General features: G+C 51.6%; 19 protein-coding genes and 1 rRNA gene. 13 read left to right on the top strand and 7 right to left on the bottom strand.

From position 1 onward, the window contains the following. Positions 1-105 precede the first annotated feature (105 nt). From FH603_RS07260 to yidD, 3 genes are all read right to left on the bottom strand, one after another. Positions 106-486 carry a DUF4174 domain-containing protein gene (locus tag FH603_RS07260; protein ID WP_235985438.1) on the bottom strand — a complete coding sequence of 127 codons (381 nt, stop codon included), beginning with the start codon at positions 484-486 and terminating at the stop codon, positions 106-108. A gap of 127 nt (positions 487-613) precedes the next feature. Then, positions 614-988: a co-chaperone GroES gene (locus FH603_RS07255; RefSeq protein WP_186736799.1), complete on the bottom strand. Its 375-nt coding sequence runs from the start codon at positions 986-988 to the stop codon at positions 614-616. A 151-nt stretch (positions 989-1,139) separates the two neighbouring features. Further along, the gene (gene yidD, locus FH603_RS07250) at positions 1,140-1,349 is read right to left on the bottom strand and encodes a membrane protein insertion efficiency factor YidD (RefSeq protein WP_186736918.1); all 210 of its coding nucleotides are present in this window, start codon (positions 1,347-1,349) and stop codon (positions 1,140-1,142) included. 96 nt (positions 1,350-1,445) lie between these two features. Between yidD and lgt the strand changes: the two genes are divergently transcribed. The 7 genes from lgt to FH603_RS07215 all read left to right on the top strand — a co-directional run bounded on the left by lgt (position 1,446) and on the right by FH603_RS07215 (position 10,496). After that, positions 1,446-2,288, top strand: coding sequence for a prolipoprotein diacylglyceryl transferase (gene lgt / locus FH603_RS07245; protein WP_186736798.1), 843 nt, complete (start codon positions 1,446-1,448; stop codon positions 2,286-2,288). Between the two features lie 237 nt (positions 2,289-2,525). Next, positions 2,526-4,649 (top strand): S9 family peptidase, encoded by a 2,124-nt coding sequence (locus FH603_RS07240; RefSeq protein ID WP_186736917.1) that lies wholly within the window; start codon positions 2,526-2,528, stop codon positions 4,647-4,649. Positions 4,650-4,688: 39 nt separating this feature from the next. Then, a complete protein-coding gene (locus FH603_RS07235; protein WP_186736797.1) occupies positions 4,689-6,329 on the top strand; it encodes a M1 family metallopeptidase in 1,641 nt (546 codons plus the stop codon). A gap of 109 nt (positions 6,330-6,438) precedes the next feature. Next, entirely contained in the window at positions 6,439-7,341 is a 903-nt protein-coding gene (locus FH603_RS07230) for a dihydrodipicolinate synthase family protein (protein WP_317171263.1), read from the top strand. Positions 7,342-7,352: 11 nt separating this feature from the next. Then, a complete protein-coding gene (locus tag FH603_RS07225) occupies positions 7,353-8,351 on the top strand; it encodes a 4-hydroxyproline epimerase (RefSeq protein ID WP_186736795.1) in 999 nt (332 codons plus the stop codon). Positions 8,352-8,469: 118 nt separating this feature from the next. Continuing rightward, positions 8,470-9,720 carry an NAD(P)/FAD-dependent oxidoreductase gene (locus tag FH603_RS07220; protein ID WP_186736794.1) on the top strand — a complete coding sequence of 417 codons (1,251 nt, stop codon included), beginning with the start codon at positions 8,470-8,472 and terminating at the stop codon, positions 9,718-9,720. 203 nt (positions 9,721-9,923) lie between these two features. Continuing rightward, a complete protein-coding gene (locus FH603_RS07215) occupies positions 9,924-10,496 on the top strand; it encodes a transposase (protein ID WP_235985437.1) in 573 nt (190 codons plus the stop codon). A 107-nt stretch (positions 10,497-10,603) separates the two neighbouring features. Here the strand turns inward: FH603_RS07215 and FH603_RS07210 are convergent, their stop codons facing one another. Continuing rightward, entirely contained in the window at positions 10,604-11,539 is a 936-nt protein-coding gene (locus tag FH603_RS07210) for a carbohydrate kinase family protein (RefSeq protein WP_186736793.1), read from the bottom strand. A gap of 150 nt (positions 11,540-11,689) precedes the next feature. Then, entirely contained in the window at positions 11,690-13,066 is a 1,377-nt protein-coding gene (locus FH603_RS07205) for an MFS transporter (protein WP_186736792.1), read from the bottom strand. Between the two features lie 120 nt (positions 13,067-13,186). On the opposite strand from FH603_RS07205, the gene FH603_RS07200 reads away from it, so the two are divergent. After that, the gene (locus FH603_RS07200) at positions 13,187-14,623 is read left to right on the top strand and encodes a BamA/TamA family outer membrane protein (RefSeq protein WP_186736791.1); all 1,437 of its coding nucleotides are present in this window, start codon (positions 13,187-13,189) and stop codon (positions 14,621-14,623) included. A 72-nt stretch (positions 14,624-14,695) separates the two neighbouring features. Beyond that, positions 14,696-15,283, top strand: coding sequence for a hypothetical protein (locus FH603_RS07195; protein ID WP_186736790.1), 588 nt, complete (start codon positions 14,696-14,698; stop codon positions 15,281-15,283). Between the two features lie 107 nt (positions 15,284-15,390). Here the strand turns inward: FH603_RS07195 and FH603_RS07190 are convergent, their stop codons facing one another. Both FH603_RS07190 and FH603_RS07185 read right to left on the bottom strand, forming a co-directional pair. Further along, positions 15,391-16,461 (bottom strand): branched-chain amino acid aminotransferase, encoded by a 1,071-nt coding sequence (locus tag FH603_RS07190; protein WP_186736789.1) that lies wholly within the window; start codon positions 16,459-16,461, stop codon positions 15,391-15,393. Positions 16,462-16,589: 128 nt separating this feature from the next. Further along, positions 16,590-17,141, bottom strand: coding sequence for a cob(I)yrinic acid a,c-diamide adenosyltransferase (locus tag FH603_RS07185; protein WP_186736788.1), 552 nt, complete (start codon positions 17,139-17,141; stop codon positions 16,590-16,592). 199 nt (positions 17,142-17,340) lie between these two features. Between FH603_RS07185 and FH603_RS07180 the strand changes: the two genes are divergently transcribed. The 4 genes from FH603_RS07180 to FH603_RS07165 form a co-directional block, all read left to right on the top strand. After that, positions 17,341-17,850, top strand: coding sequence for a hypothetical protein (locus FH603_RS07180; protein WP_186736787.1), 510 nt, complete (start codon positions 17,341-17,343; stop codon positions 17,848-17,850). Continuing rightward, positions 17,843-19,087, top strand: coding sequence for an S-adenosylmethionine:tRNA ribosyltransferase-isomerase (locus FH603_RS07175; protein ID WP_186736786.1), 1,245 nt, complete (start codon positions 17,843-17,845; stop codon positions 19,085-19,087). The genes FH603_RS07180 and FH603_RS07175 overlap by 8 nt, the downstream gene beginning before the upstream one ends. A 105-nt stretch (positions 19,088-19,192) precedes the next feature. After that, complete coding sequence (tyrS, locus tag FH603_RS07170) at positions 19,193-20,494, top strand: tyrosine--tRNA ligase (RefSeq protein ID WP_186736785.1); 1,302 nt, start codon at positions 19,193-19,195, stop codon at positions 20,492-20,494. Between the two features lie 609 nt (positions 20,495-21,103). Beyond that, positions 21,104-21,201, top strand: a 16S ribosomal RNA gene (locus FH603_RS07165); the annotation flags it as partial.

Genomic DNA, 21,201 nt, shown 5'->3' with positions numbered 1-21,201 from the left:
TGACGCTGAATAAGCCTTGTTGCGTGGGATGGGTGACCCGGAACTTTGCCAAAGTTCTAGATTTTGGCAAAGTTCCGGGTCACCCATCCCTCGCAACAAGGCCGATTAATGCTTCGCTTCCTGCTTACGCATCGGCATGCCATCGACAAGCTTGAAGAGTTCGTCGGCCGTTACGAGCTTTTTGAACGTTTGCTTGACACCGCCGTCTTTGCCAATCAGCCAGCCGACAAAATCTTCGGAAGGCAGTAGCTTGAAATCGTGCATCAGAAACTGGCGGTCCGGCTCGGTCACCATCGATGCAATCAGGACAATCACGTCCATATCGCGTTCTGCCAGCCCTGCTTTGGCTTCACTCAGGGCTTCCTGCTGATCGATCAGGAAATGCTGTGCATCGTCGCGACCGTATAGCAGAATTACCCGCCGGTTATCTTTTTTTTCGTTCAGTATCGCCTTGAGCGACGTCTTCTGATTCGCTACACTTTCCATAACAAGAGTTTGTCCAATTAGTAATACAATCAGACTCATCAACCACTGATATCGCATAAGTGTTAAAGTAGTGCGACCGGGAAGCCGCTGTTTACTGGATGAACTCCTTCTTTTCCGAACACGAGGCTCACAGATCTTCTGACCGTTCCAGCATCAGAATCGACGCCTGTGGCACAATCACGTATTGCTCCCCTTCATATTGCAGTTCAATGGCATTTCGCTGTAAATAAAGGGCCACGTCGCCTTCCTGCGCCTGAAGCGGCATGTACTTTACTTTTTCTTCCGTTTCTTTCCAGGGCTCATCCTCCGTTTGTACAGGAATGGGATAGCCCGGTCCTACTTTAATAACATAGCCCGACTGGACTTGTTCTTTTTCCTGCACCGTGGGCGGCAGATACAGGCCGCTGTTGGTCCGGTCGGTGGGGTCTTTGGGTTTGATTAATACGCGGTCGCCAACCACAATCAGGCGTTTTAGCTTGTTATCGGCTGTTATTCCAATCATAATCAGTTTGTTAGTTAGTCAGTTGATCAGTCGGTGAGTTGGTGAGTTGGTCAGTTGTTCAGTCGGTGAGTTGGTCAGTTGTTCAGTCAGTGAGTTTATAGAGAACGCGTCAGCAACTAACCAACTGACCGACTCACCAACTAACTGACTGTTACGGTACAGGATCGTAGCCGTGCCCGCCCCAGGGGTGGCAGCGGCTTATGCGTTTCAGGCCCATCCAGCCACCCCTGAGGGCGCCATGTTTGCGGATTGCTTCAATGGCATACTGCGAGCAGGTGGGTGTATACCGGCAGGCGTTGGGCAGATAAGGCGACAAAACCGCCTGGTATACGCGCACTAACCCGATCAGTACAGACTTCATCATGTGCGTATAACACCAGAACGGCTGAAAACTTTCCCGCAATTCCTATCTTTGTCGGCCGTCGTTCGCTATTAACCGGCGCTGACCCGACTCATTATGTTGCAATATGTTATCTGGGACGTCAATCCCGAAATTTTTCACATCGGCGCGTTTTCCGTTCGCTGGTATGGGCTGCTCTTCGCGCTGGGTTTCCTGATCGGGATGCAGATCATGACTCATATCTTCAAGGTAGAGAGAAAGCCCATCGCCGAGACCGATTCGCTACTGATCTATATGGTCGTATCCACCATAGTTGGTGCCCGTTTAGGTCACTTCCTGTTCTACGAACCAGAAGTTTTGCTGCGAAATCCACTCGAAGTTATTTTGCCGCCTTTTGCGGGCTTGGCCAGCCATGGTGCTTTCATTGGTATCATGATTGGCCTCTGGCTCTACTCACGGCGGCAGGAAAGCCGGGCAACCGGGCAGTCATTCCTGTGGGTGGCCGACCGTATTGTGATTACAGTGGCACTGGCGGGGGCCTCCATCCGGTTTGGTAACCTGATGAATTCCGAGATTGTTGGCCGACCAACTGATGTATCGTGGGCGTTCGTATTTATGAACAACAACGAATACGCCAAAATACCCCGTCACCCCGCCCAGCTATACGAATCGTTGTCGTGTCTGGTTCTGTTTTTCTTTCTGATGTGGTTCTGGAACCGCCGGAAGGAGCGGACCCCGCAGGGAAGCATGATGGGTATTTTCCTGATCTGGGTGTTTACCCTGCGTTTCTTCTACGAATACATCAAAGAAGATCAGGTAGCCAAAGAGGCCAGCATGTACCTGAATATCGGTCAGCAACTGAGCATTCCAGTGGTGTTGGTAGGCCTTTTCTTCCTCATCCGCAGCTATAGAAATCCTGCCCCAAAGCTGGAAGACGAGCCAAAGACGATCAATTCATGAGGTGAATAGTGCTAACCCTTCCAACACTTATTCTGGAATGGGTGATTGCCCAACTTAGTTAAATTGTCTGCTTTAATAGGAGACGGTGCATCGAAATCGTGTACTTTTGGAGAGTAATCACTTCATTTACGCGACTACTTCGTGAATCCGTCTCCTTTTCTTTTGCGCTGTAAACTGCTGACGACAGCGCTCAGCTTAACGATTTTCGCTACATACGCCCAGGTTCCCGGTCGCCAGATGCACTGGACCGCCGATGGTAATGCTTATGCCGCTGTTGAACAGGGCGACCTGGTCCAGATCGACATCCGAACAGGGCGTAAAACAACACTTCTACCCAAAGAAAAACTTCGTCAGCCGGGCGGTTCACTGCCTATGCCGGTGACAGATTTCGCCTTTACTCCCGATAGCGCCAGTGTTCTCGTATTTACCAACACGGCCCGGGTCTGGCGCTATAATACGCGGGGCGATTATTTTCTGATAAACCGCGCAACTGGTCAGGTACGCCAGCTGGGGCAGGGCGCGGGTGTCGTAGCCAGACCGGCCCAGTCCCTGATGTATGCAAAACTGGCCCCCGATGGACGTAGTGTTGCGTATGTGAGCGAACACAATGTATTCGTTGAAGAGGTTGCCACCGGCAAGATCCGGCAACTAACCGCCGACGGTACCCGCAAACGCATTAACGGCACGTTCGACTGGGCGTATGAGGAAGAATTTGGATGCCGTGATGGGTTTCGATGGAGCCCCGACAGCAAGCAGATTGCCTACTGGCAGGTCGACGCAACCAATATCCGCGACTACCTGATGCTGAACACGACCGATTCAAACTATTCCCATGTTGTACCGGTCGAGTATCCTAAAGTTGGCGAAAGTCCCTCGCCAACGCGGGTGGGTATCGTATCTGTATCAGGTGGACCAACAACCTGGCTGAAACTACCCGGCGATTCGCAGCAGCATTACATAACCCGGATGGAGTGGTTCCCATCGGGCGAGTCGGTGATCGTGCAGCAGCTGAATCGGAAGCAAAACGAAAGCAGACTCTTTACCTGCAACCCTGCAACGGGGGGCACCAAAGAATTTTATACCGAGACGGGCCAGAAGTGGATCGATATCAAGTCCCGCTGGAGCCGCGATAATCCGGTCGGATGGGAATGGCTCTATACGGGCAACGCATTTATCTGGGTGTCTGAAAAAGATGGGTGGCGTCACCTGTACCGGGTTAGCGCCGACGGGAAAAAAGAGACGCTGCTAACGCCCGGTGCTTATGACATTGCTACGATCAGTCACATCGACGAGGCTGCCAATCAGATTTATTTCATTGCCTCGCCCGAAAATACCAACCAGCGGTATCTCTACCGAACCCGGCTGGATGGGAAAGGTAAAGCGGAGCGCGTAACACCTGCGGGACTCGCCGGGACGCATGGCTACACCATCTCGCCCAACGGCAGACTGGCTATGCACACATTCACCAATTACCAGACACCTTCGGCCCGCGAGTGGGTTAGCTTGCCCGACCATAAGGCCGTCGACCCCGCCGAAAGCCTCACCGCCCGGCTGAAAACCGTTGCCAAACCTAATGTCCGCTTCTTTACCATCACCACCGACGATGGGGTTACGGTAGATGGCTGGATGGCTAAACCAACCGATTTTGACAGCACCAAAAAATATCCGGTTGTCTTTTATGTGTATGGCGAACCAGCGGGCAGCACCGTCAACGACGATTTCTCGGTGGGTCAGAACCGGCTCTTCAATGGCGACATGGCTAAAGCTGGCTATGTCTACGTAGCCCTCGACAATCGGGGGACGCCTAACCTGAAAGGGGCTGACTGGCGCAAGTCCATTTACCGCCAAATCGGCCGTATCAATATCCGGGACCAGGCGATGGCTACAAAGAAACTGCTGGCGCAGCACGCCTATCTGGATTCGAGCCGGGTAGCCGTTTGGGGCTGGAGCGGTGGCGGGTCAACGACACTGCATCTTTTGTTTCAATACCCCGACATTTATAAAACCGGTATTGCCATTGCGGCCGTTGGCAACCAGTTATTTTACGATAATATCTATCAGGAACGATACATGGGACTGCCGCAGGAAAATCGGGATGATTTCGTAGCGGGATCACCCATCACGTATGCCAAAAATCTGCGGGGTAACCTGCTGTATATTCACGGTACCGGCGACGATAATGTGCATTACGACAATGCCGAGGTGCTGATCAATGAACTGGTGAAGCACAACAAACAGTTTCAGGTAATGCCCTATCCAAACCGGACACACAGCATTTCGGAGGGAGAGGGGACAGCGCAACACCTGAAAACGCTGTACACGAATTACCTGCTACAGCATTGCCCGCCGGGCGGACGATAAAAGTCCTGTTTCTACTACGTTGTTTATCTGGTATTTTACATGCGTTTTCTTCATTTCCCTTTACTGCTTTTACTCCTTACGCCGGTTGTCGTTAAAGGGCAACAGGCTGCATTTACGCACGACGATACGTTGCGGGGGTCTATCACGCCCGAACGCGCCTGGTGGGATCTAACGTTTTATCACCTCAACGTTCGGGTTCATACCAACGACAGCACGTTGAGCGGCTCAACAACGATCCGGTACCGGGTACTGAAACCGGGCCGGACCATGCAGGTCGATCTACAGCGGCCCCTGCGCGTAATCAGCGTTGAGCAGGACGGAAAGCCGCTCAACGTCCGTCAGGATGGAAACGCTTATTTTGTTACGCTGATCAAAGATCAGAAGCCGGGCCAGACCGAATCTATCCGGGTGGTATACGCAGGAAAGCCACGGGTAGCTAAACGCCCGCCCTGGGATGGCGGTCTGGTCTGGTCGCGCGACAAGCGGGGCGAGTGGTTCATTGCAACGGCCTGTCAGGGACTGGGTGCCAGCGCATGGTGGCCCTGCAAAGACCATATGTACGACGAGCCCGACTCGATGGCGATCAGCGTAACTGTTCCCGAAAACCTCATGGACGTATCCAATGGGCAGCTTCGGCGGGTAACAACCAACACCGACCATACCCGTACCTTCGACTGGTATGTATCAAACCCAATCAATAACTACGGCGTAAACCTCAATATTGGCCGCTACGAACACTGGTCCGAAACGTATGCCGGTGCTAAAGGGCCACTGCCCGTAGATTATTACGCGCTTACCGAACATGTCGACTCGGCCCGGACACAGTTCCGGCAGGTGCCGCTGATGCTGAAAGCCTTCGAGCATTGGTTTGGACCCTATCCATTCTACGAGGATGGCTATAAACTGGTTGATACGCCTTATCTGGGCATGGAACACCAGAGTTCGGTTACGTACGGCAATGGTTTCCGGAATGGCTACCTGGGGCGCGATTTGTCAAAAACAGGTTGGGGATTGCTGTGGGATTTTATCATCGTCCATGAGTCGGGCCATGAGTGGTTTGCCAACAACATCACGTATAAAGACGTGGCAGATATGTGGATTCATGAGAGTTTCACGAATTACTCGGAGAATCTGTTCACGGAGTATTATTATGGCAAGGACGCCGGCGCGCAGTACGTAATCGGGTGCCGGGCCAACATCCGCAATGACAGCCCCATTATTGGAACCTACAACGTCAACCAGTCGGGTTCGGTTGATATGTATTATAAAGGCGGTAATATGCTGCATATGATTCGGCAGCTCGTTGGCGACGATGAGCGGTGGCGGCAGATACTGCGGGGTATGAACAAAACCTTCTACCACCAGACCGTAACGACCAGCCAGATCGAGCAGTATATGATTCGGGAAACGGGTAAAGATCTAAAGCCGATCTTCGATCAATACCTGCGCGATATCAGGATTCCAGTGCTTGAATACCGTACAGTGGCAAATGGAGTTCAGTATCGCTGGGCCAACTGCATTGCTGGATTCGATATGCCGGTGCAGGTCTGCCTGAACGAGGCCGGACCGTTTGAGTCGCTGAACCCAACCGAACGGTGGCAAACGCTGGCCAACAAAAAAATCACTACACTGACGCCGGATGCCAATTATTACGTCCTTAGCAAGCGGGTTAGCCGGTAAGCTTCTATCGCAGACTGGCACAAGTTCTAAGTTGCTGCCTGTTACTTACATGACATGCCTGACCATTCTCTATTTTTGTTCATAACCCCCAATTACGTACTCCATGGCAATTAACTGGCAAGGTGTTTTTCCCGCCCTGACGACCAAATTTACAGTAGAAGAGGAGCTGGATCTTCCGGCTTTTATCACCAACCTGCAAGCTCAACTCGATGCCGGTGTCGATGGTATCATCCTCGGTGGCTCATTGGGCGAAGCCAGCACATTGTCAAACGAGGAGAAGAATACACTGGTGCAAACGGCCGTCGAATATGTTGATGGGCAGGTGCCGGTGGTGCTCAATATTGCTGAAGGCGCTACCCGCGAAGCCGTTCGCATTGCTAAAGAAGCGGTTGGGCTAGGTGTGAGTGGACTGATGTTACTGCCGCCCATGCGCTACAAGGCCGACGAGCGCGAAACCTGCACGTACTTCAAGGCTATTGCTACGGCCACCGATCTGCCGATCATGTTGTATAACAACCCGATCGATTACAAAATCGAAGTAACGCTTGCTATGTTCGACGAGTTGATTGCGCTGCCAACGATACAGGCCGTCAAAGAATCGACCCGTGATGTATCGAACGTAACGCGCCTGCGCAACCGGTTCGGTGATCGGGTTCGCATTTTGTGCGGAGTCGATACGTTGGCGATGGAAGAGCTGGTCATGGGTGCCGATGGCTGGGTGGCGGGCCTGGTGTGTGCGTTCCCCCGCGAAACGGTGGCCGTTTACAAACTCGTTAAAGCCGGGCGGATTGAGGAAGCGCGCGCTATTTATCGCTGGTTCCTGCCCTTGCTGGAACTGGATATTCATCCCAAGCTGGTTCAATATATCAAACTGGCCGAGGTGGGAGCGGGTATCGGTACCGAGCATGTTCGAGCGCCACGCCTGCCGCTGGTAGGTACCGAACGGGATCGGGTACTGGCCATTATCAACGAAGGGCTGGCCAATCGGCCTGAATTACCCCAGTTCTCGTAAACCGGCTCGCTATGAAATCATTTTTCTGCATCGATGCTCACACCTGCGGAAATCCCGTTCGGGTGGTTACGGGTGGGAGTATCCCTTATTTGAATGGGGCAACGATGAGCGAAAAGCGCCAGCATTTTCTGCGTGACTATGACTGGATCCGAACCGGGCTTATGTTCGAACCCCGCGGTCACGACATGATGTCGGGTAGTATTCTTTATCCGCCCAGCGACCCGGCCAACGATGTTGGTGTGCTGTTCATAGAAACGTCGGGTTGCCTGCCTATGTGCGGGCATGGTACAATTGGGACCGTTACGGTGGCTATCGAGCAGGGTCTTGTAACGCCAAAAACGCCGGGTGTGCTGAACCTCGAAGTACCGGCTGGGCTGGTCCGGGCCGAGTATCGGCAAGAAGGCAAAAAAGTTAAGTCGGTAAAGATTACGAACATCAAATCGTATCTGGCGGCTGAGGGCCTGACCGTCGAATGCCCCGATTTGGGGACGTTAACGGTAGACGTTGCCTATGGTGGTAATTTTTACGCCATTGTCGACGTGCAGCCCAACTTTCCGGGCCTGGAGCATTACAAAGGCGAGCAGCTCATTGCCTGGGCCAGAACGATGCGTCAGCGGATGAATGAACAATACACGTTCGTTCACCCCGAAAACCCAACGATCAACGGCCTGAGCCATATTCTCTGGACCGGCACCCCCCTGGATCCAACTTCTTCGGCTCGTAATGCGGTATTCTACGGCGACAAAGCCATTGATCGGTCGCCCTGTGGGACGGGCACGTCGGCCCGGCTGGCGCAATGGCATGCCAAGGGGTGGTTGAAGGCAGGGCATGATTTCATTCACGAGAGTATTATCGGCTCCAAATTCATTGGGCGTGTCGAGGCTGAAACCGAGTTAGGTGGTCAACCGGCCATTATTCCAAGTATCGAAGGCTGGGCCATCATCCATGGCTTCAACCAGATCTTACTGGACGAAGACGATCCCTATGTACACGGCTTCCAGGTAATTTAACAGTTGATCAGTTAGTGAGTCAGTCAGTCGGTCAGTTGATGAGTAGCTGACGCAGGACTGACTCACAGACTCACTAACTGATCAACTGACTGACTCATTAACTGATCAATTGAATACGATGAAAGTAGGCATCATAGGCGGGGGCGTGAGTGGATTGTTCTCGGCCTATTACCTGCGTCTGGCAGGCTGCGACGTAACCGTTCTGGACAACGGAACCTTTGCCGATAGCTGCTCGCATGGCAATGCGGGCATGATTGTACCCAGCCATATCATTCCGCTGGCCGCGCCGGGAATGATTGCCAAGGGCATTCGGTGGATGTTCCAGTCCGACAGCCCTTTCTACGTGAAACCACGTCTGAACTGGGAACTGATGCGCTGGGGCTGGCTTTTTCACCGGCACGCTACGGCTGCGCATGTTGAACGGGCCATTCCTATTCTGCGCGACCTGAGTTTGCTTAGCAAGAAAGGGTATCAGGAACTGGCTATGGCCGACGAGTTTGACTTCGGCTGGCAGGAGCGTGGTTTGTTCATGCTTTACCAGACTCCCGAAAACGAGCACGAAATGGCCGAGGAAGCCGAAGTAGCTAACCGGGCCGGTGTTGAAGCCCAACTGCTTACGGGGCAACAGGTGCAGGACCTCGAACCTGATGCACGGGTTACCGTGCGGGGTGCTATTTACTACCCCGGCGATGCTCATATCTATCCCAATCAATTGATTCCGGCGCTGGTGGCGCGGCTGCGTCAGATGGGGGTAACGTTATTGGAAAACCAGCAGGTGACCGACCTGACGGTGCAGGGCGGGTCGGTAAGGCAGGTTTTGACGAAAACGGGTGAGTACGTATTTGACGAAATTGTACTGGCCGCTGGAGCCTGGTCACTAGAGCTCATGCGTAAACTGGGTCTGAACCTACCTTTGCAGGGTGGCAAAGGCTATAGCTTCATGGTGCCAAAGCCCGGTAAAACCATTCAGATACCGGCCATCATGCTTGAAGCACGCGCGACAGCTACGCCCATGAACGGACAGGTGAGGCTGGCCGGGACGCTCGAAATTGCCGGCACCGACCTCTCAGTTAATACCAATCGGGTGCGGGGTATTGTTCAGTCGATCAATCGCTATTATCCTGATTTGCCCGTTTCCCAGCCTGCTACCGAAACCGTCTGGCGTGGACTACGTCCCTGTTCGCCGGATGGGTTGCCCTACATTGGCCGGCTAAGTCATTTGAATAACGTGACACTGGCGACGGGCCACGGCATGATGGGCGTTAGCCTCGGCCCCGCTACCGGTATGTTGGTTGCCGAAGCCGTTACCGGGCAAACCAGTAGCCTCCCGTTAGACCCGTTCGCGGCCGATCGTTTCCGCCGGAAGTAATTCATCTTCCGTTAGGTGCCTTTCTTTCAGGCGGCATTACCTGATTTGTCGATAGGTGGTGATAACGCTTACTCAAAATATTGATAGCTCAAAAGAAGGAATGCGTAAGTTGCTGATCAGTAGTTAATCTCATCATTTAAACCTGGCTTATTATGTAACTGAAACCGTGTTTACTGTGGGCCGCGCTATCCTGCCTGTCTCTGTTGACGAATTGCGGAGGTAAAAAGGAGAAAGAGGAAAAGGCAGAAGAAGCGTCGGTTTCGTCGCTGGGTGCCGTAGGTGCGTTGAAAGAAATGGCCGCTCAGGCCGAATCTATGCAGAAAAATGGCCCGGTTAAAACCGTTGATTTTCGGGATCTGAAAGCATTACTTCCGGCCGATGCCGACGGGTTAGACCGTAAAGAAGCTACGGGTGAAAAGAATGGCGCAACCGGATTCACGATCTCAACCGCAACCGGCGAGTACGCCAATAATGATAATACGGAGACCATTGAGCTGACACTTGTAGATGGTGGAGGATCGCCTATGATGATGCGTTTAGCCGCCTGGTCGATGATGGAAGTAGATAAAGAAACCGATGATAGTTATGAAAAGACCAGCACCATGGGTAACTATAAATCCTATGAAAAGTACGATAACCGCGACAAGAGCGGAGAGATTGCTGTATTGGTAAACAAACGATTTGTGGTTACCGCCAAAGGCCGTGGTATCAGCATGGATAAGCTCAAGGCGACACTAGAGGACATAGATCTCGACAAGCTGGCCCGTATGAACTAAGTAACAGAGACAGAACCAAGACGGGATGGGGTCAACTCATCCCCGTCTTGGTTCTGTCTCTGTTACGGTTGCTTTGGGAAAGCCAGCCCATGCTGCTAACTACTCTGCTAATAGATAGATTCCCGATCCACTTTGTAGGGTAGTGGTCCTAAGCGGGTCAATTTCATGCGGGCTAAGGCTGCTCCCGATCGGGCGCACTGCTCGGGGGCGTGACCGTCGATATAAGCGGTTAGAAAGCCCGCCCAGTAGGCATCGCCTGCACCGGTAGCGTCGATCACGTCGAGCTTCTGGCCCGTTATCCGCACCTGCTTGTTGCCCCCTTCATACGAAACTAGACTCCCTTCGGCGCCCAGGGTCAGGCAAATGAGGGAGGCCCCCATTTCGTGGAAATCGTTCAGAATCCGGTCTATCGGTTGAGGCTCACCGTAAATTCGGGCTGCATCGTCTTCGCTGATCTTGACAAACGCTCCGGCGGCACAATACTCGCTGATGATACGCCGGGCATAGTTACGGTCGGGCCAGATGCTGGGTGCGTAATTGGCATCGATACTAACCTGGCAACCGGCGGCCTGCGCACGCCGGGCCGCATCAACAATAGCAGCCTGGGCAGGCTGGCGGCTGAGGGCAAAGCAGGTTGTATGAAAAATGGTTGCCTGCGCCAGTAAAGAATCTGGTAGCTGGCTCGTCTTGATCTGGCAGTCGGCGGTGCGGTAAGCGATGAAGTCAGGTGTACCGGCCGTACGGGATACAATTACAATACTGGTTGGCGCTAGTGGGTCGGTGGTGATATGCTGCGTGTCGACGCCCGCTTCGGAAACCTGTTTTATCAGATAACGCCCAATATTATCGTTGCCAACGCAGGCGACTAAGGCAGCAGAACAGCCTAACCGGGCCATATTTGCGGCCATGTTGGCCGGGCTACCCCCCTGATACCGGCGAAAATCAGGCGCATCGAATAAACTTGATGAAACATGGTGGCCAATAAAATCGGCTAACAGTTCACCGACCGACAGAAGGGCGTAAGGACGAGAAGTAGGAGTCATGCTAGGTTGAACGGTGAAGCGTTACCGGAAACCCTGCCCGTGGCTGAAAGCCCAGGTAGTGGTTGAATGGGCAGGCCTAATGGCTTTATTCAACCACTACCAGGGCTTTCAGTCACGGGCAGGGTTTCTTAAGTGAGCGTCAAAAGTACATTAATTTCCGCCTGGATTGATCGGTAAGGCGGCTGCTTCGCTGGCAGGGGTTTCTTTAACCAGGAAACAGGCTGCTGCTGCCAGGACCAGACAAATGCCGCTTAGGACAAGCGCATTACGGGGGTCACCTTTCAAAACACTATTGTACAGAAAAGGTATGGTGATCATGTTCACAATCTGGGGCACAACGATGAAGCCATTGAACAGGCCCATGTAAACACCCATGCGCTCGCCCGGTACCGAGTTCGACAACATGACATAAGGCATTGACAGGATCGAACCCCAGGCCAGCCCTACCATCGCCATCCCGATCAGGAAGACGTTCTTGTCCTCGCCGAGCATCATCGACAGGAAACCCAGTCCGCCAATGGTGAGGAACAGCGCGTGTGTTTCGCGCCGACCAACGCGCCGGGCAATGGCAGGCAGGAAAAACGAAATACCGAAACAGCCAATATTGAACAATGCAAAGCAGTCGTTACCTACTTCAATACCCCGCTCAAAACCCGGTGACTGGGGCGTTGGCGCGTTGAAGGCATGCCGCGAAATAGCCAGCGACAGGTACTGCCACATAAGGGGTAAACCATACCACGTAAAAAATTTGACCCACCAGAGTTGTTTCATCGTGGTTGGCATATCCCGGAGAGCATGAAAAACTTCGGTAAAAGCTTTGAGTACGCCACCCCCTTCTTTTTTCTCTTTCTCGAAAGCCACCATATCTTCCGGTGGGTACTCGTCGGTGGTGTACATCGTCCAGATGACGGCGGCCACAATAGCCACGGCACCAATGTAAAAGGACCAGCGAGTGATATCAGGAATAGCGTTACTGCCGGTGGCCACCATAGTCAGGCCAAAAATGGGGAGTATGCGGGGCATCAGATTGGCCAGTGTCTGTCCAAAACCAACAAAGAAGCTCTGCATGGCGAAGCCAACCGTGCGCTGCTCGACCGGTAGTTTATCGCCGATAAACGCACGAAAGGGCTCCATTGATGCGTTTAAACCTGCATCCAGCATCCACATCATGCTAGCCGCCATCCATAACGTAGACGAGTTCGGCATCAGGATCAGCGCAATACTGCCAATAACGGCCCCAATAAGAAAGTACGGTTTCCGACGGCCCCAGCGCGGTGACCAGGTGCGGTCGCTCATGGCACCGATGATGGGCTGAATCAATAGTCCAGTGACTGGTCCTGCTAACCAAAGGGCTGGAATTTCGGACTCGTTTGCATTCAGATATCGAAAGATGGGGCTCATGTTAGCCTGCTGAAGACCGAAGCCATATTGGATACCAAAAAATCCAAAGCTCATATTCCATATCTGCCAGAAGCTCAGACGTGGGCGTGCTACCCGCGTTGGCTGCTTGGTTTTTTCAGTTTGCATGTGCAGTGCTGTTTTGTCGAATGACCGTAGCTTTAGCGAACGGATAACAATATTACGTACCGATTTGCAGGATACAGAGATAGTTTTGTCTTATTTTTTTGAAAAGGAGTATTTTTGAGTATGATCCCAAAAACCTGGTTGCTGGTTATATCAACCCTGATTGCACTGTGGTTATCCGATGGTGACGTACTGGCAACACCCACGGCCGACTCAGCCCGGTTCGTTCGGGTGCGATCGGTATCGCTTAAAGGAAATTACCGAACCCGTGACCGGATTGTACTGCGCGAGATGACGTTGCACACGGGTGATACGGTGCGTTTGGGAGATTTGCCGGGAAGACTGGCCTGGGATCAGCGTAACATCAATAATACCAATCTATTCATAACGGTAGCACTGACTACGGAGCAAACTACCGGGGCCGATACGACTCAGCCAGCCTTGATCGACCTGACAGTTACGATGAAGGAGCGCTGGTATTTTGTAGCCTATCCCGTTTTCGATATTGCTGACCGGAACTTGAACGAGTGGTGGTATGATCGGGGCCGAGATTTACGACGGGTGATTTACGGCGGTCGGCTGAGTTACAGGAACGTGACGGGTACCAACGATCGGCTTCAGGTTGAGTTTATACGGGGATTTCTCAAAAGAACGGTCGTTTCCTATACCAAGCCTTATATTGATCGGGCGCAGAAAGTAGGGTTGCGGGTCGATGTGGGGTACCTTACCAATAACGAAATCCCGTTTCGCACACAAGCCGATAAATGGGTGTACGTTAAGTCGGATCAGTTGCTGCGCGAACGGACCTACGCCGGCCTCATACTGACCAATCGACGTGGGCTGTATCATTATCATTCGATCGAGACTCGGTATAACATCAACACCATCGCCGATACGGTTGCCCGACTTAACCCGGACTATTTCCTGAATGGGCGAACACGTCAGCAATACTTGATGCTTAGTTATGGCTACCGCTACGACCGGCGCGATAACGTTGCCTATCCATTACAGGGGACCTTGTTCCGGGGTGGTATCGGACTGTACGGTCTGCTGCCGGGCGATAATTTTCGCTTTATGGATATGTCGGCGTCTATCACCCAGTATTGGTCGTTGGGCGGCCGTTTTTATGCCGCCGGGGGGCTACGGGGCCGTTTATCCTGGCCGCAGCGCCAACCTTATTATAATCTTCGCGGGTTGGGCAGCGTGCTGGACATGGTGCGTGGCTATGAATTGTACGTAATTGACGGGCAACGCTTCGGAATCTGGCGTAATAGTGTTCGTTATCAGTTATTCAATACGGTTAAGCAACTTGACTGGTTAAAAGTGAGGCAGTTCAATACCCTTCCCATTGCGGCCTATATCACCGCCTTTGGCGATGCAGGCTACGTCAGCAGCACCGTAGCTGAGCAGTACCAGAGCCAACTGGCTAATCGATTACTGGTGGGTACAGGAGTGAGCCTGGATTTCGTAACTTATTATAACCTGGTTTTTCGGCTTAGCGCAACGGTAAACGGGCAGGGAAAAACAGGCTTCTTTTTCAATCTGGTACAGGAGTTATAGGACCCATGCTGGCGGGTTCCTGTTCCCTGAAGCGTACCTTTGTCAGGTGAATTACACCTTTAAAAAAATCGTATGAATCGAATTGCTTTACTTTTCCTGGTTGTCAGCACCGTCTTCGTCCAGCAGGCATGTAACAGTAAAAAAACAGCCAGCAACCAAACAACGGATTCCTCTACAGCAACCAGTCCCGACCCGGCCGTCGACTACGCGCCTGAAGCTATGCCTGCTCGTCTGGCTGGTTTGGGGTTGACCCGTGATAGTCACTGGCGCGGTATCAATTTAGGCGACGCGTTTTCGGTCGTAAAAGAAAAGGAGAAAGGCGACGCATTCGAAAGTGACGCCAAACACGTTGGGTACACGGTTGAATTTCCAAATCTCGAAACTGCCGACATGCTGTATTATCAAGCGGGAGGGAAGGTGTCGGCCATTGAGATAGACTTGTTTCTGAACTCCCGCCAGTCGGTCGATGAATACCGGAAGGCACTGGAACCGTATTTCACAACTCGCTATGGTACGCCGAAATCAACAGCCGGAGCCTTGACCTGGACTGGCTCAACCAGCGAGCAGCTTAGTTTAAAAGATGTATCGAAAGGAAAAGATTTCGGGCTCAAGATCCGGATTCAACCCGTTGGCGGCCCGGTAACCGCTTCAACAAAATAAGATAAACCCTGCCAGTGGTCGAAGACCCTGGTAGTGGTTGAGCAGATTATACATTTCTCAACCACTACCAGGGGCTACGCCCACTGGCAGGGTTTATTCACTTTAACCTACAATTTCTGCACGAAGCCGAACTCGTCGGCAATTTTACCCGTGCGCAAGTCGGTGAGGTACGTTTTGACCCGAACGGCAAACGAATCTTCCGGCGCAAACTCGGGTAGCATGTGGTCTTTGCCATTATAGCCGATGAGCGAGTAGGGCGAAACGACAACGGCTGTTCCTGCGCCAAACGCTTCGGTAAGCCGACCGGTTTCGATACCGCTGATAACCTCATCAACCGACACGAGTCGCTCTTCGACGGTAACCCCCCAACTCCGGGCAATTTGCAGGATGGTATCCCGGGTAACGCCTTTCAGGATCGAATCGGAGGTGGCCGGCGTAACCAGCTTACCATCGATCATGAACATAATATTCATCGTACCCGACTCCTCTATGTATTTGTGCTCACGGGCATCGGTCCAGATCAGTTGATCGTAGCCCTGCTGCTGCGCCATCATGGTTGGATACAGCGAGCCCGCATAGTTACCGGCACACTTGGCGTATCCTACACCACCTGGGGCTGAGCGGATGTATTCAGTTTCTACTTTCAGTTTCGGCGGGTTCGTATAATAGGCACCAACCGGGCAGGTAAAGATGCAGAAACGATATGTTTTCGATGGAGCCACCCCCAGCGACGCATCCGTTGCGAACATGTAAGGCCGGATATAGAGCGAACTGTCGGGTGTGCTTGGTACCCAATCCGCATCAACGCGAAGTAGTGCTTCCAGACCACCCATAAACACCTCTTCGGGAATGGTAGCCATGCACATGCGCCGGGCCGATTCGTTCATGCGCTCCATGTTAGCGTGCGGACGAAACATAAGCACTTCACCCGCTTCGTTTTTGTAGGCTTTCATTCCTTCAAAAATCGACTGGCCATAATGCAGGGACGATAGGGCAGGACTTAGGGTAAAGTTCTCGAAGGGCACAATCATCTGATTCTGCCACTCACCGTCTATAAAATCGGCCACAAACATGTGGTCCGAGAAATGTTTTCCGAAAGGCAGGTGGTTGAAATCTACCTCCTGAATACGGGAGCGCTCCGCTTTCCGTAATTCAATTTGAAAGACGTCCGTCGTCATAATAAGGGTGTTTTTTAAGGAGTTAGGCAGTAACCAACTGGCAGATTACCCACTCGGGACAAAGCTAAAAATTAAGACTGAAGAAATTTAGTTGTTAAGACAACTTTATTTCAATCCGTCCTTATTACCTACGTTCTAGGCTTCCAGACGACTTCGTCGACCTGTAGATCCTGGGCCATTTTTCGGCTCAGCACGAAAAGATAATCGGATAACCGGTTGAGGTATTGAATAACCAACGGATCTACCATTGACGTATCAGAGAGGGAAATAACCAGTCGTTCGGCCCGGCGGCAAACGGTTCGGGCCAGATGACAGAAGGAAACCGATTCGTGGCCACCGGGTAGTACAAAGGCCCGAAGTTCTGGCAGTTCGGTATCCATATCGTCCATGCTAGTCTCCAGCAGGGTTACGTCGGTTAGCTGAATAGCGGGGAGCGCCTGTTTAGGGCGTTTTACCGGATCGGTGGCTAGTTCAGCCCCAATAGTAAACAGGCTGTCCTGAATTTCTTTCAATAACGCTTTACGACTGTCGTTCACGGATTGATCGCGTACTAATCCAATCCAGGAGTTCAACTCGTCAATGGTACCATAAGCATCGATCCGTAAATCAGCTTTACTCACCCGACGTCCACCAATTAGTCCAGTTTGGCCTTTATCGCCTGTTTTTGTGTAAATCTTCATAGAATACCTAAACCAAAATGTCTGACAAATGGCTAATCTAACGGATTTCCCCCGTTCGGCCCGTACCTTTGCGCCCTGATTTGCAATCAGGATCGTTTTAGGTTCTACTGTAATGAACGGGGAATGACAGGGCATGTTTCGGTCAGTTGATCTTTGGTTCTGTACCGGTATGCCGGTTTTGCTTTTTTACTAATCACACATGAAAACAGGTACGTTCTTTGTTCGCGTTTGGCGCATTATGTCCATTCTCGGGCTGTTGTTCACTTTATTTAACAGCTATATATCATATCCCAGTGACGTTGCTGTTCGGTTCGATGAATTGAACCAGCCCATCCAGTTTGTTGATCGCGAAACGCTGTTTTATATTGCTGTTGCTATTTTCCTGATCAACAACACCCTCATCAATGCGGTGGCCCGGCTTTTCCCCCGCGTTCCAACAGCTCAGATTCCTGTTCCAAATCGGGAGGTGTGGGCTACACATCGGTCAGCCCTGAACGAGGTTATTACCAATTGGTTTTACGCACTGATGGCAGCTATCAATACCATTCTCGCGTTAGGGCTTATGGTGCTATCGTTCCTGAATCGCTCGAATCACGGGATAGAGGCTATCGACTTTGCCTGGCTATTACCACTCAGTACGGCCATTTTGATTATTGTGCTGATTGCATTGCCCATTCGACTGTTGATGAAACCCGGTAAAGATGCCTGAGACGACCGAATTACGCCTGAGCCAGTTTCAGTACGACCTGCCCGACGAGCGTATCGCCCGGTTTCCATTACCTCAGCGTGATGCGTCGAAGTTACTCGTCTACCAGTCTGGCAGGATCGTGCATGCCCGGTTTACTGATCTGCCCGGTTTTTTACCGGACCGGAGCTTTCTTGTTTTCAACAATACAAAAGTCATTCCGGCCCGGTTGCATTTTACCAAACCAACCGGTGCGGTAATTGAACTGTTCCTGTTGAATCCCGTATCCGGTGAGGCTAGCCCGTCGGGCGAACCGGTCGCTTCGCAGCCCATCAGTCTGGCTATGGAAGCAACCGGTTCGGTTATTTGGCAGGGAATGATTGGCAACCGGAAGCGTTGGAAACCAACCGAGTCGCTCAGCCTTACCCTGTCGACACCAAAAGGCACGGTAATGCTCAGAGCAAGTTGGCATGATATAGAACAGTCGACGGTACAACTGACCTGGACCCCCGCCGATCTTACTTTTGCGGAAGTAATCCGGTATGCGGGCGAAATTCCGCTGCCACCCTATCTTAAACGCGCCACCACTGAAACCGACCGGGAAACGTACCAGACAGTTTACTCTAAACAGGAAGGCGCTGTAGCATCACCTACGGCCGGCCTTCATTTTACCCCGGCTGTGTTCGATAAACTGAAAGAAAAGGCCATAAACTCCGATTACCTGACACTGCACGTTGGTGCCGGAACGTTTCAGCCTATCAAAGCCGAGGACGTTCGGGAACATCACATGCATACTGAGCAGGTTATCTATACAAGGCAGAACCTGAATAATCTGCTTCTGAATCTTGATACGCTTATTGCGGTGGGAACTACGTCGATGCGGGCGCTGGAGAGTTTGTACTGGATGGGCGTAAAGCTATTGCGCAACGAACTTAACCCCTTCCAGCTCGATCAGCATTTTGCTTACCAGATCCCCACCGATCAGCAACCACCGGCCGAAACCGCAATCCGGGCAGTTTTGCAGTACCTTATCAGTACAAACCAGGAATCGGTTGTGGCACATACGGGCATTTATATAACGCCCGGCTATGTGGTCAAACTCTGTAAAGGAATCATTACAAACTTTCACCAGCCGGGCTCTACATTAATTTTGCTCATTGCCGCGCTGATTGGTGACGATTGGCGTACTATATATAAGGAAGCACTAGCAAATGATTACCGTTTCCTGAGTTATGGCGACTCGTCTTTACTTTTGCCCTAAATAATAATGAGTGACTGAACGATAAAGTGATTAAGTGTATGAATCAATCAGGTATTTGTGACTGCAGACTTCTCACTCAATCGCTCATCACTCAATGAAGACTCTATGAATTTCATTGAAGAACTCCGCTGGCGGGGCATGTTACACGACATGACGCCGGGTACCGACGAACAGCTAACCAGTCAGATGACGGCGGGTTACATTGGATTCGATCCAACCGCTGCATCCCTGCACATTGGCAACCTGGCAACGATTATGCTGCTGGTACACTTGCAACGTGCCGGACACAAACCATATGCGCTCGTAGGGGGTGCTACCGGTATGATTGGTGACCCATCGGGCAAAGCCGCTGAGCGTGAATTCCTGTCAGAAGAAACCTTACGGCATAATCAGGAAGCGATCCGGCTTCAGTTGACAAAGTTTCTGGATTTTGAAAGCGGAGCTAACTCCGCCGAAATGGTCAACAATTACGACTGGTTCAAAGAGATTTCGTTTCTGGGCTTTCTGCGCGAAGCGGGCAAGCATATCAGCGTGAACTATATGATGGCGAAAGACTCGGTGAAGAAGCGGCTCGAAACGGGCATATCATTCACGGAGTTCTCTTACCAGTTGTTACAGGGATACGACTTCTACTGGCTATACAAGAATAAGAACGTACGCCTACAGATGGGTGGCTCTGACCAATGGGGTAACATCACAACAGGAACGGAGCTTATTCGCCGGAAAGAAGCAGGGGAATCACCCGTGCGGGAGGAGCATCAGGCTTTCGCCCTCACAACGCCACTCGTTACCAAAGCCGATGGGACCAAGTTCGGCAAATCGGAAAGCGGCAACGTCTGGCTCGACCCGGCGCTGACGTCACCTTACCAGTTCTATCAGTTCTGGCTCAATGCCGCCGACGCTGACTGCGCCCGGTTGATTCGCGTCTTTACGTTGCTGTCACGCGAGGAGATCGAAGAAACAGAGCGGCTTCACACCGAAGCACCGCATCTGCGTCTGTTGCAAAAAGCTATCGCAAAAGACGTAACCATACGCGTGCACTCCGAAGCAGGTTATGAACTGGCCGTGAAAGCATCTGAGGTGCTGTTTGGAAAAGCTACGCTCGAAACGCTTCGCTCCATTCAGATCGATGAATTTGGCGTTATTTTCGAAGGTGTACCCCAAACTGACGTTTCGGCTGATGAATTAGCCGCTTGTAAAGACATCACCGATCTTTTGTCGGTAGCCAGCCGGGGCGAAGTGTATGCCTCAAAAGGAGAGGCACGCCGTGCTTTAGTCCAGAATGCAGTTAGTATCAATAAAGAAAAAGTAGCTGATCCTACCACGCCTGTACCTTCTGAGTGGCTACAGGGCCGGTATATTCTGGTTTCAAAAGGCAAGAAAAATCACCTCCTAAAAAAAGTTTAAAAACTTTTCTGCGGGTAAGTTGCTGATTGGTGGCGACTTACCCGCAGGCAACGCAAATCACTCCGAAATGTTTAACCCGAGCCCTTGACAAACCCTGTTTTTTGCCTACCTTTGCACTCCCAAATCGAACGAAACACGGGCCTCCTGATCAGCAACGGCTGACCCCACGAGGATAAACGAAACAGAGTGAGTGGCGAATGACTCGAAAAAGATTTTAAACTTTCTCTTGACAATCAAAATAAGAACCACTACCTTTGCACTCCCAAATCGAATGAAACGGGCACTGAGCATTAACAAACAGTTAGTAATCAGTGAGTTAAGGCAAAAGCAACGCCGACCAACCGAGAAAAATAAATTAAGTTTTTCTTGACAAGTTAAAAAGAAAGCGTACCTTTGCACTCCCAAACAACGGGAAAACAAAAAAGAAGAATACCAGTAACGAGTTAAATAAGTACCGAGCTTCTCAAACGAGAGACACTCACCACGTCAGACCAATGGGTCCGACGCCAGTTCTTTGACAAACGGTCAGCACAACAACACGCAATCACACCACCCTCGGGTGGTCGGTTGAACAAGACAGTGGGTTGAAATATACCCACACAATTATTTACGATGGAGAGTTTGATCCTGGCTCAGGATGAACGCTAGCGGCAGGCCTAATACATGCAAGTCGAACGGTCCGCAAGGACAGTGGCAAACGGGTGCGT

Source organism: Spirosoma utsteinense (genome assembly GCF_014282275.1).
Lineage (GTDB): Bacteria > Bacteroidota > Bacteroidia > Cytophagales > Spirosomataceae > Spirosoma > Spirosoma utsteinense.
The sequence above is the reverse complement of the archived record's forward strand: the minus strand, read 5'-3'. Positions and strand labels throughout refer to the sequence as shown.

Bases quoted from the DNA above. Each gene is read 5' to 3' on its own strand.
- FH603_RS07260 (WP_235985438.1), bottom strand. From the start codon at position 486: ATGGAAAGTGTAGCGAATCAGAAGACGTCGCTCAAGGCGATACTGAAC.
- FH603_RS07255 (WP_186736799.1), bottom strand. From the start codon at position 988: ATGATTGGAATAACAGCCGATAACAAGCTAAAACGCCTGATTGTGGTT.
- yidD (WP_186736918.1), bottom strand. From the start codon at position 1,349: ATGAAGTCTGTACTGATCGGGTTAGTGCGCGTATACCAGGCGGTTTTG.
- lgt (WP_186736798.1), top strand. From the start codon at position 1,446: ATGTTGCAATATGTTATCTGGGACGTCAATCCCGAAATTTTTCACATC.
- FH603_RS07240 (WP_186736917.1), top strand. From the start codon at position 2,526: ATGCACTGGACCGCCGATGGTAATGCTTATGCCGCTGTTGAACAGGGC.
- FH603_RS07235 (WP_186736797.1), top strand. From the start codon at position 4,689: ATGCGTTTTCTTCATTTCCCTTTACTGCTTTTACTCCTTACGCCGGTT.
- FH603_RS07225 (WP_186736795.1), top strand. From the start codon at position 7,353: ATGAAATCATTTTTCTGCATCGATGCTCACACCTGCGGAAATCCCGTT.
- FH603_RS07220 (WP_186736794.1), top strand. From the start codon at position 8,470: ATGAAAGTAGGCATCATAGGCGGGGGCGTGAGTGGATTGTTCTCGGCC.
- FH603_RS07210 (WP_186736793.1), bottom strand. From the start codon at position 11,539: ATGACTCCTACTTCTCGTCCTTACGCCCTTCTGTCGGTCGGTGAACTG.
- FH603_RS07205 (WP_186736792.1), bottom strand. From the start codon at position 13,066: ATGCAAACTGAAAAAACCAAGCAGCCAACGCGGGTAGCACGCCCACGT.
- FH603_RS07200 (WP_186736791.1), top strand. From the start codon at position 13,187: ATGATCCCAAAAACCTGGTTGCTGGTTATATCAACCCTGATTGCACTG.
- FH603_RS07195 (WP_186736790.1), top strand. From the start codon at position 14,696: ATGAATCGAATTGCTTTACTTTTCCTGGTTGTCAGCACCGTCTTCGTC.
- FH603_RS07190 (WP_186736789.1), bottom strand. From the start codon at position 16,461: ATGACGACGGACGTCTTTCAAATTGAATTACGGAAAGCGGAGCGCTCC.
- FH603_RS07185 (WP_186736788.1), bottom strand. From the start codon at position 17,141: ATGAAGATTTACACAAAAACAGGCGATAAAGGCCAAACTGGACTAATT.
- FH603_RS07180 (WP_186736787.1), top strand. From the start codon at position 17,341: ATGAAAACAGGTACGTTCTTTGTTCGCGTTTGGCGCATTATGTCCATT.
- FH603_RS07175 (WP_186736786.1), top strand. From the start codon at position 17,843: ATGCCTGAGACGACCGAATTACGCCTGAGCCAGTTTCAGTACGACCTG.
- tyrS (WP_186736785.1), top strand. From the start codon at position 19,193: ATGAATTTCATTGAAGAACTCCGCTGGCGGGGCATGTTACACGACATG.